The organism is Neorhizobium alkalisoli (assembly GCF_007829835.1).
Lineage (GTDB): Bacteria > Pseudomonadota > Alphaproteobacteria > Rhizobiales > Rhizobiaceae > Neorhizobium.
The window spans coordinates 128,344-136,482 of record NZ_VIWP01000014.1 but is presented as its reverse complement, the minus strand read 5'-3'; the positions used below and the strand labels follow the sequence as shown (position 1 = coordinate 136,482).

At 58.4% G+C, this 8,139-nt stretch carries 8 protein-coding genes; all 8 read right to left on the bottom strand.

All coding sequences use genetic code 11. From position 1 onward, the window contains the following. Positions 1–49 precede the first annotated feature (49 nt). Positions 50–205 (bottom strand): hypothetical protein, encoded by a 156-nt coding sequence (locus FHW37_RS30120; RefSeq protein ID WP_210249346.1) that lies wholly within the window; start codon positions 203–205, stop codon positions 50–52. Next, entirely contained in the window at positions 202–1,161 is a 960-nt protein-coding gene (locus FHW37_RS30115; protein WP_145643251.1) for a LysR family transcriptional regulator, read from the bottom strand. The genes FHW37_RS30120 and FHW37_RS30115 overlap by 4 nt, the downstream gene beginning before the upstream one ends. A gap of 271 nt (positions 1,162–1,432) precedes the next feature. Then, entirely contained in the window at positions 1,433–1,648 is a 216-nt protein-coding gene (locus FHW37_RS30110) for a hypothetical protein (protein ID WP_145643250.1), read from the bottom strand. Positions 1,649–2,272: 624 nt separating this feature from the next. After that, entirely contained in the window at positions 2,273–2,923 is a 651-nt protein-coding gene (locus FHW37_RS30105) for a TetR/AcrR family transcriptional regulator (RefSeq protein WP_145643249.1), read from the bottom strand. A gap of 78 nt (positions 2,924–3,001) precedes the next feature. Further along, the gene (locus tag FHW37_RS30100) at positions 3,002–3,355 is read right to left on the bottom strand and encodes a hypothetical protein (RefSeq protein WP_145643248.1); all 354 of its coding nucleotides are present in this window, start codon (positions 3,353–3,355) and stop codon (positions 3,002–3,004) included. Positions 3,356–3,446: 91 nt separating this feature from the next. Then, positions 3,447–5,396 (bottom strand): MacB family efflux pump subunit, encoded by a 1,950-nt coding sequence (locus tag FHW37_RS30095; RefSeq protein ID WP_145643247.1) that lies wholly within the window; start codon positions 5,394–5,396, stop codon positions 3,447–3,449. A 16-nt stretch (positions 5,397–5,412) separates the two neighbouring features. After that, positions 5,413–6,630, bottom strand: coding sequence for an efflux RND transporter periplasmic adaptor subunit (locus FHW37_RS30090; RefSeq protein ID WP_145643246.1), 1,218 nt, complete (start codon positions 6,628–6,630; stop codon positions 5,413–5,415). Between the two features lie 592 nt (positions 6,631–7,222). After that, positions 7,223–8,137 carry an SMP-30/gluconolactonase/LRE family protein gene (locus FHW37_RS30085; RefSeq protein WP_145643245.1) on the bottom strand — a complete coding sequence of 305 codons (915 nt, stop codon included), beginning with the start codon at positions 8,135–8,137 and terminating at the stop codon, positions 7,223–7,225. Positions 8,138–8,139: the final 2 nt, after the last annotated feature.

Sequence of the window (8,139 nt, the reverse complement as noted above, 5' to 3'; positions counted from 1 at the left end):
TGACTACGATCGGGCTACGCCCTCACTCCGTCACACCCCGGCGCGAGTCTCATCCTGATTGACGCTGAATCTTACCTAGATTGCCGCTATGCAGGAAGCCGAGAATCGCATCATCGGTGCCTTCCAGCAGTCGCCCGAAGGATGCCTTCTGTACCTCGGGATACTGGAGTGTCCCGTAAGAAAAGAGCAGAACGTGATCGGTCAAGGCACGTCTCCTTCAGCAATCGATTGATGGGGCGGTCCGTTCTGGATTGTTTCGGCCTGCCGCAATTGTCGCTCTATGTGATCGAGCGAAAGCTGCGCTGCCTGCGAAAGCTGTCTGGCGCGGTTGACGCAGACAGCCAGAACCATCGGGCGAATGACGGGATCGCTGATCCGCGTGAAACTCAAAAGGCCAGCCCGAACTTCTTCCATAACATCGAGCGAGGTCAGCACGCCGACCCCTGATCCCTCGACCACTAGCGACTTGATCATCTGGATATTGTCCGACGATGTTACCGGCTTCAGCGTAATTCCCGTTGCCGCGCAAAGCGCCTTCACCTGTTCGCAAAGCGCCAGCGGCTCAGTCGGAGCGACGATCGGATAATCGAGGCAGGTCGAAAAACGGGTTTCCTCGAGGGTGTCGAGCGGATGGCCGTTAGGAGCAATGAAGCCGAGGCCGATATCGATAAAGGAACGTATGCTCAGATCTCGGGTGGATTGGGGATTGATAACAAGCCCGAAATCGACTTCGCCACGGTCGATCGCCTCGCCGATATTGACATTGTCGAGAACGCTGATGTCGAAGGTGATGCCCGGATAGTCGCGGCGCATGGCGGTAATCGCCCGCGGGATAAAACCTTTGCTCAGGGCATCGACGACGGCAAGGCGAACATGACCCCGGCGAAGTCCGACCAGATCATCGATCTGGCTGGTCATCCGATCGTAATCCTTGGTCCAGCTGCGCACGGATGCCAGCAGCAACTCGCCAGCGGCGGTCAGGCGCAAACCGCTCGGCAGGCGCTCGAACAACGGAACGCCCAGCACCTCCTCTGCCGTCAGTAGCTGCCTGTCGATCGCCGATGGCGAAACATGAATGGCCTCGGCGGCCTTGCGAATGGAGCCGTGTTTACTCACCTCGATGAAATAGCGAGTAAAACGAGAAAAAGCCAACGCCTGCATGCCGATAACCCGCCTTACACCACAGCTCATGATCCGGTCGTATCAAGCGACCATATTTTCAATTGCTTAGCAAATTTGGGGCGTGGGACGGTGGTGCGGCTCCGTTAAAGAGCAAGACAAATTGCGGTCTGCCCCACCTCTCTTTGGACCAATTTCCAGAAAGTCTGCTAGGGCCATAGTGCATCCCTAGCGGGTCCAATAGGGAACTGAAGCGCGGAAACGAAAGCGACGACACAATTAGGCCGGACGGTATCGCCGGTGCTTCGAGCGGCTAAAGCTCTATCTTGATCGCGATCCGTGCAATGGTCCGGCCTTCGATGTCATCGACCTCGATAGATGTGTCCGGGATGACGGCCTGGCTGAAGGTAAACATTGCCAAAGCCATCGCGGCTGCCTTGCACGCGGTTCGGGCATCGACCTCTTCAATCTGATCTTCAGCTAAAACGCGCCTGAACCGATCCCGTACCTTGAATGTAAAACGCTCCATGTCTAACTTCCAAGTTTAGAAATTTAATTTATAAGAATATCATTATATATTTGGGTTGTGCGACGCTGTCCATGTTGCAAATCACTGCTTCGGCCGGCGGGGAGTTATTATAAATTCTGCGGGGTTAGGGCTGCAGTTCACTATGGGCGAGCAGCTTTCGTCGAAAGGCAAGGAAGTTCATTTCAAAGTCGGAATACCCCAAGCGTAATTTCAGCCGGTGATGCACCTATAGCTACGGGTGCGAACGTGGCTGAGAGATCGATGCCGAGCCGGTGTTTTACGGATCAGACTTTGCACTCGAACTGCAGTTGCCAACCATGCTCCATGCCATGGATCAGCAGCGTCCGGGCTATTTCGAGCTGATTCGCAAGGAATTCAGCATCTCACATGACTGAAATAAAGGCTTTAAGAGAGGTCTGCCTATGGCATCCACCAAGCCTCGCTTATGGTGTCGAACCAAGCGCGCTCCTGGAGTTGGTCACTTGGAAAAGCGACCATCAGCCGAATGGGATATTGACAATGCAGGCTTCGGGCAGGCGAGAGAAGGGGGCTCACGTTGGGTGCATCATCGTCGGCTCAGGCCCGAAGCCTTGATATTATGGGTACCAATTGGTACCCATAATATCAAGCTGCTTTTGTGCCGTTCAGGTAGACCGTGATGCATCTTTCAAGATGGCGCCGACGTTCGGCATGGTCGGGAAATTCGTGCTTGGGACGTCCCATGGCGCCGAACATCATGTCCATCAGGATGCGAGCATGGCTGAGCGGGTTGTCGATGACGAGCCGGCCTCGGGTGTCCTGCTGCTTGAGCCAGTCGGCGAGCATCTGCCGTGATCGATCTATGCCTTCGCGCCGGAGGATTTCGGCAATCTCGGGAAACTGTCCTCCCTCGCGCATGACGATATGCACGAAAGCCTGACGTTCGGCATCCTGTTCCTCGGTGATGTCGATCATGAAGATCGTCTGCAGAACCGAGGCAGGGTCGTCATCCTCGGCATCCGGCCGCGGAAGTGCCAGCATCATCTGGCGGTGCGCCGCCACGACCGCCAGGAACAGGTCCGATTTCGAAGGAAACAGTCGGTAGAGCGTCTGCTTGGAGATCTTGCAGCGCATCGCCACGATATCCGTGGTCGTGCCGGAAAAGCTCAGCTCGACAAATGTTCTGCGAGCGACGTCAATGATTTGAGAACGGCGTCCTTCGTCGGATACCGTTTTGGGGCGACCCCGCGGCCGTTTGACGGGGGGCCGCGAAGTGTCCGTCGCGTCAGTACTCATGCGCCCTTCATAACATCAGGCTGGCAATTTGCCAGCCTCAATGGCGCAACCGAAGGGTGAGCGAGGCCGTAATTGATCTCAGACGATCGCGCTGCGGTCGCCGAATTCGCTGTTTGCGTCGAAGTTCTTCGTACCGATCCGGTCGCTTTCGCCGGAAAACTTTGCCGGCTCGTCTTCGCTCTTGGCGGAAGCCGTATCGTTGCTGCCGGAAGATGCCTTTTCCGCAGCTTCTGCCTTGGCGATCTTGGCTTCCAGCGTTGATATGGCCTGTTCGATCGTTGCCTTTTCGGTTTCGTCGTCCGTCTCGGCAAGTGCTGCCTGCTTTTCCGCAAGCTGCGCCTCAAGAGACGCCAGATCACTGGACGAGCTTGAAGACGATGACGATGTAGAGCTGAGCAAGGTGGATGCGGAACTGGAGACTGCCGAGACCATGATTTTTCTTTCCGATTGGCGATGTTGGGAAAAGTCTACAATGCCAAAAGTTAACGCCTCGAAAATATCGGTACGAGTCCGTACTAATATTTCAAGCCAGTGCCGCCACCGGGTCCAGACGCGAGGCGTTGCGGGCCGGCAGATAACCGAATGCGATACCGATAAGGCAGGCGGAGGCCACTGCGGCCACGATCGGCGTGGCGGTGAAGACAAGCCCGAAACTTGAGCCGAACAGGCTGAATATCCCACCGAAAAGAAGCGCCAGCGCCACGCCCAGCACGCCGCCGATCAGGCAGACGAGGACCGCCTCTATCAGGAATTGCTGCAGGATATCCTGCCTGCGGGCACCCACAGCCATTCGCACACCGATTTCGCCAATCCGTTCCGATACCGAGACCAGCATGATGTTCATCACGCCGATCCCGCCAACGATCAGGGATATCACGGCAATCGCGCCGACCAGCAGCGTCATGGTCTGGGTCGTGCTGGTGATCGTCTGCCGGATGTCGTCCGTGTTGAGAACAAAGAAATCCTTGGTGCCGTGCCGACCTGTCAGAAAGGCGGTTACCGCCTGTTCGGCGACGCTCGTCTGCGCGTCGTCGCTGATCTTCAGCGTGAGGCTGCGCAGCGACATGTCGCCGGTCACACGGGCCTGGACACTGGTATAGGGCAGATAGATGGAAAGATTGTCGCTGGAGCCGAAACCGCCCTGCTGCGAGGAAATCACGCCGATGATACGGCACGGCACGCTGCCGACGAAGATGACACGGCCTATCGCCTGATCGGCATCGCCACCGAACAGGGTTTTTGCGGTGTTCTCGTCGATGACGGCATCCTGGTCCATGGCCACAATGCTGGCTGTGTCAAAGAAGCGGCCGGCCAGGAGTTTCGAACCCTTGACGTCGAAATAGCCACTGCCGACGCCGTTCACCAGTGCGTTTGCTTCCGTGGCGCCGAACCGCGCGGTGGCACTGGTGGAGACTGTCGGCGTCACCGCCGCGACATAGGGAAGTTTTGCGAGGGCATCGGCGTCCGAAACGACCAGCGTTTTCACCCGGCCGGATCGCATGTCGCCAAAACCCTCGCCCGGAAAGATTTCCAGCGTATTCGTGCCGAGACTGCTGATATTGGCAAGCACCTGTCTCTGGCTGCCAGTGCCGAGCGCCACGACGGAAATGACCGATGCGATGCCGATGATGATGCCGAGCATCGTCAGGAAGCTGCGCATGCGATGCGCCTGCAATGCCTTGCATGCCATCAGGAAGGCTTCGCGAAAGCGATCGATGCCGGCGCCCATCCGGTTTTTCGCCGAAGGTGCCTGAGGCGCTTCCTGTTTCTCGCGGATACCGGCATCGGCACGCTGGGTGTCGGAGACGATCTCGCCGTCGGATATCTCGATGATCCGCCCGGCCCGCGCGGCCACGTTGGCATCGTGAGTCACGATGATGATCGTATGGCCTTCCGCATGCAGTTCGTCGAGGATGCGCAGCACCTCTTCGCCGCTTGCCTTGTCCAGTGCGCCGGTCGGCTCGTCGGCAAGGATCACATCGGCATCGTTCATCAGCGCGCGGGCGATCGACACGCGCTGTTGCTGGCCGCCGGAGAGATGGCCGGGCCTGTGATCGATGCGTTCAGCCATGCCGAGACGTCCGAGCAGCGAGGCGGCGCGCAGGCGGCGCTGGCCGCGATCGAGGCCGGCATAAACCGCCGGTATCTCGACATTCGCCAGCGCCGAGATCTCTTCGAGAAGGTGGTATCGCTGGAAAATGAAGCCGAAATGCTCGCGCCGGAGCGCCGAGAGCGCGTCATTGTCGAGAGCCGCGGTCTCCTGCCCGGAAATCCTGTAGGTTCCCGAGGTCGGACGATCGAGCAGGCCCAGAATGTTCATCAGCGTCGATTTGCCGGAGCCGGATGCGCCGATGATGGCGACCATCTCTCCCGTCTCGATCGTCAGGTCGATGTCCTTCAGGACCGTGATCGTGCCGTCGCCAGAGGCATAGTCCCGCCTCAGCCCCTTCAGTGAAATCAGAGGTTCGTGCATGGCTCGAGCTCCCGGCTCAGAACATCGGCGGCGGGCCGCCCGGGCCGCGCTTGCTGGAACTGGTCGATGCGGTCGTGGCGGAGGCCTCGCCGATGACCACACGTTCGCCTTCGGAAAGGCCGGATATCACTTCGGCGGTGATCTTGTTGTTGAGGCCGATCTCGACCTTGCGCGTCTCGACCACGCCATCCTTTTCCACCCGAACCCGGGAAGCGCCGGTCGCTGCCGTTTCCGGCAATGCGGAGGAGGGTATGGTCAGCACGTTCTTCGCCGAACCGAGGATGATGCTGACCTCGGCCGACATGTAGGTGCGGAAATGACCGTCGCCGTTTTCCACGTCGAAGACCCCGATATAGTAGATTGCAGAGGAGGAGGTCGATGACGAGGAGCTCGAAGACCCTGAGCTCGATGTTGCGACGCTGCTGTCGTCGATGATCGATTCCGGTGCCGGTTCGATCGCCGTCAGGGTTGCATCATAGGTCTTCGTCCTGTCGCCGATAACGTTGAAGCGGACCTTCTGTCCGGCGCTCACCTTGGTGATGTCGGCCTCGGAAATTTCGGCGCGGACGGTCATCTTGCTGAGATCGCCGAGAACGACGATGGTCGGCGCCGACTGGGTGGCGTTGACGGTGCGGCCTTCCTGGTTGACGATCGCAAGCACCGTGCCGTCCATCGGAGCGCTGATGCGCGTATAACCCACGTCTGCTTGCGCGGTTTCGACAGCCACCTTCGCTGCGGTGATCTGCGCGTCGAGCGACTGGATCTGCGCGGCAACCACCTTCACCTCCGCTTCGGCCGATTGCAGATCCGCCTTCGATCCTGCCTGTTTCATATAGATGGCCTGCTGGCGCTCCAGGGTCAGCGTTGCATTCTCCATCTCGGCGACACGTTCGGCGCGCTGCGCCTCGACATTGGCGAGCGATGCCTGCGCGGTTTTCAAGGCATTGTCCTGCGTCGTGGAATCGATCTCGGCGATGAGATCCCGGGTCTTGACCGTGTCGCCGACAGCAACCTTCAGCGAAACGATGCGGCCCGAGGCCTGCGATCCTACCGCGACCAGCCTGGAGGGCTTGAGCGAACCCGTTGCCAAGACTGAAGATTCGATATCCGATCGGGAAACAGGTGTCGTGATGACCTTCGCATCGGAGCCGGACGACGAGATCGCGAACGAGACGCCGCCAGCGATGATACCGGCTGCCAGAATAAGGATAGGCAGGGCTTTTTTGAGGTGCATTGGCTTTGAATAATTATTGGAACTTATGGGTACCAATAATTGTCTTGCACGAGCAGTGTCAATTCGCGCTGAATTAAAAGATGGACAGGTTCGTGGGGAAACGTGCCAAGTTTAGTCCTTGGCCAGCATGGAGGAGTTATCGGCTAATCGGGCGAGACCTGACCGTGTTCCGTTGGCGCTTGATGCCAACCTTTCGACAGGAAACATTGTCACTCTTTACCCGGTGGCAGGCCCATCTCGATCAGGACGCGATTGATCCGGCGGCGCAGGTCCCGATAGACAGGGCTTGAATTCCGTGAGGGCAGGGAGATGTTGCTGGCGGTCGAGTCCGGGCGCAGTGCAAGGGCCTGTTTCAAGGCCTCTTGCGCATTGTCATCGGGTCTCAGCCTTTGATAAACGTCGGCGAAACATTCAAAATCCGAAGACATTGGATATGGCTGCCACGAGCTTGTGCCCCGGAAGCTTGCCGCGACGAAGTCAGGATGCATGCGGCCACGGATGGTCTCAGCTTGAGACTGTCGGAAGCTTGGCATGGCCGGTTAACTGCTATCCGTCGTAGCGAAAGCTGGATTTCTGACTGGAGCCGAAGGAACTAGGCAAGTGAATTGCCGTTCGTCGCGGTGTAGACCGCATATAGAGATCGGCTTGCGGTTATAAACAGGCGGTTTTTGCGTGGCCCGCCGAAGGTCAGGTTGGCGACCGTCTGGGGAACGAGGATTTTTCCAAGCAGCTTTCCCTCCGGGCCGAAACAATGCACGCCGTCTCCCGCACTCGTCCAGATATTGCCATGCACATCGATACGAAACCCGTCCGGCAGGCCATTGTCGATATTGCAGAACACGCGGCCATTGCCGAGGCTGCGTCCATCGATGATATCGAAGGCGCGGATATGGCGGGGTGCGTTTACATCGTGGCTCGACGATGAATCGGCAACATAAAGAATGCTTTCGTCGGGCGAGAAGGCGAGGCCGTTCGGCTGGCCGAAATCGGTGACAACGGCGTCAAGCTGACCGGTCGCGGGGTCGAGCCGATAGACGTTGCGTGTCGCTTGCTCAGGCTCGGCGCGGTACCCTTCGTAATCGGACATGATGCCGTAGGTCGGGTCGGTAAACCAGACGCTGCCGTCGGAGCGGACAACCACGTCATTGGGCGAGTTCAGGCGTTTTCCCTCAAAGCTGCTGGCGAGAACGGTGATCGAACCATCGATTTCCGTGCGTGTGACACGACGGCTGCCATGTTCGCAGGAAACCAGCCGGCCCTGGCGATCGCGGGTATTGCCATTGGTAAAGTTGGAGGGCGAACGGAAGACCGAAACCGTATCGTCCGCCCAGCGCAACATGCGCTCGTTCGGAATATCGCTCCAGACAAGGCAGTTGAGATCGGCAAACCAGACCGGTCCCTCTGCCCAGCGGCAGCCGGAATAAAGCTCTTCCAGCTCGGAACTCGGCACGATCAGATGGCGGAAGCGGTCGTCGTGGATCTCATAGACGGAAGGTGTCTGCGGCATGG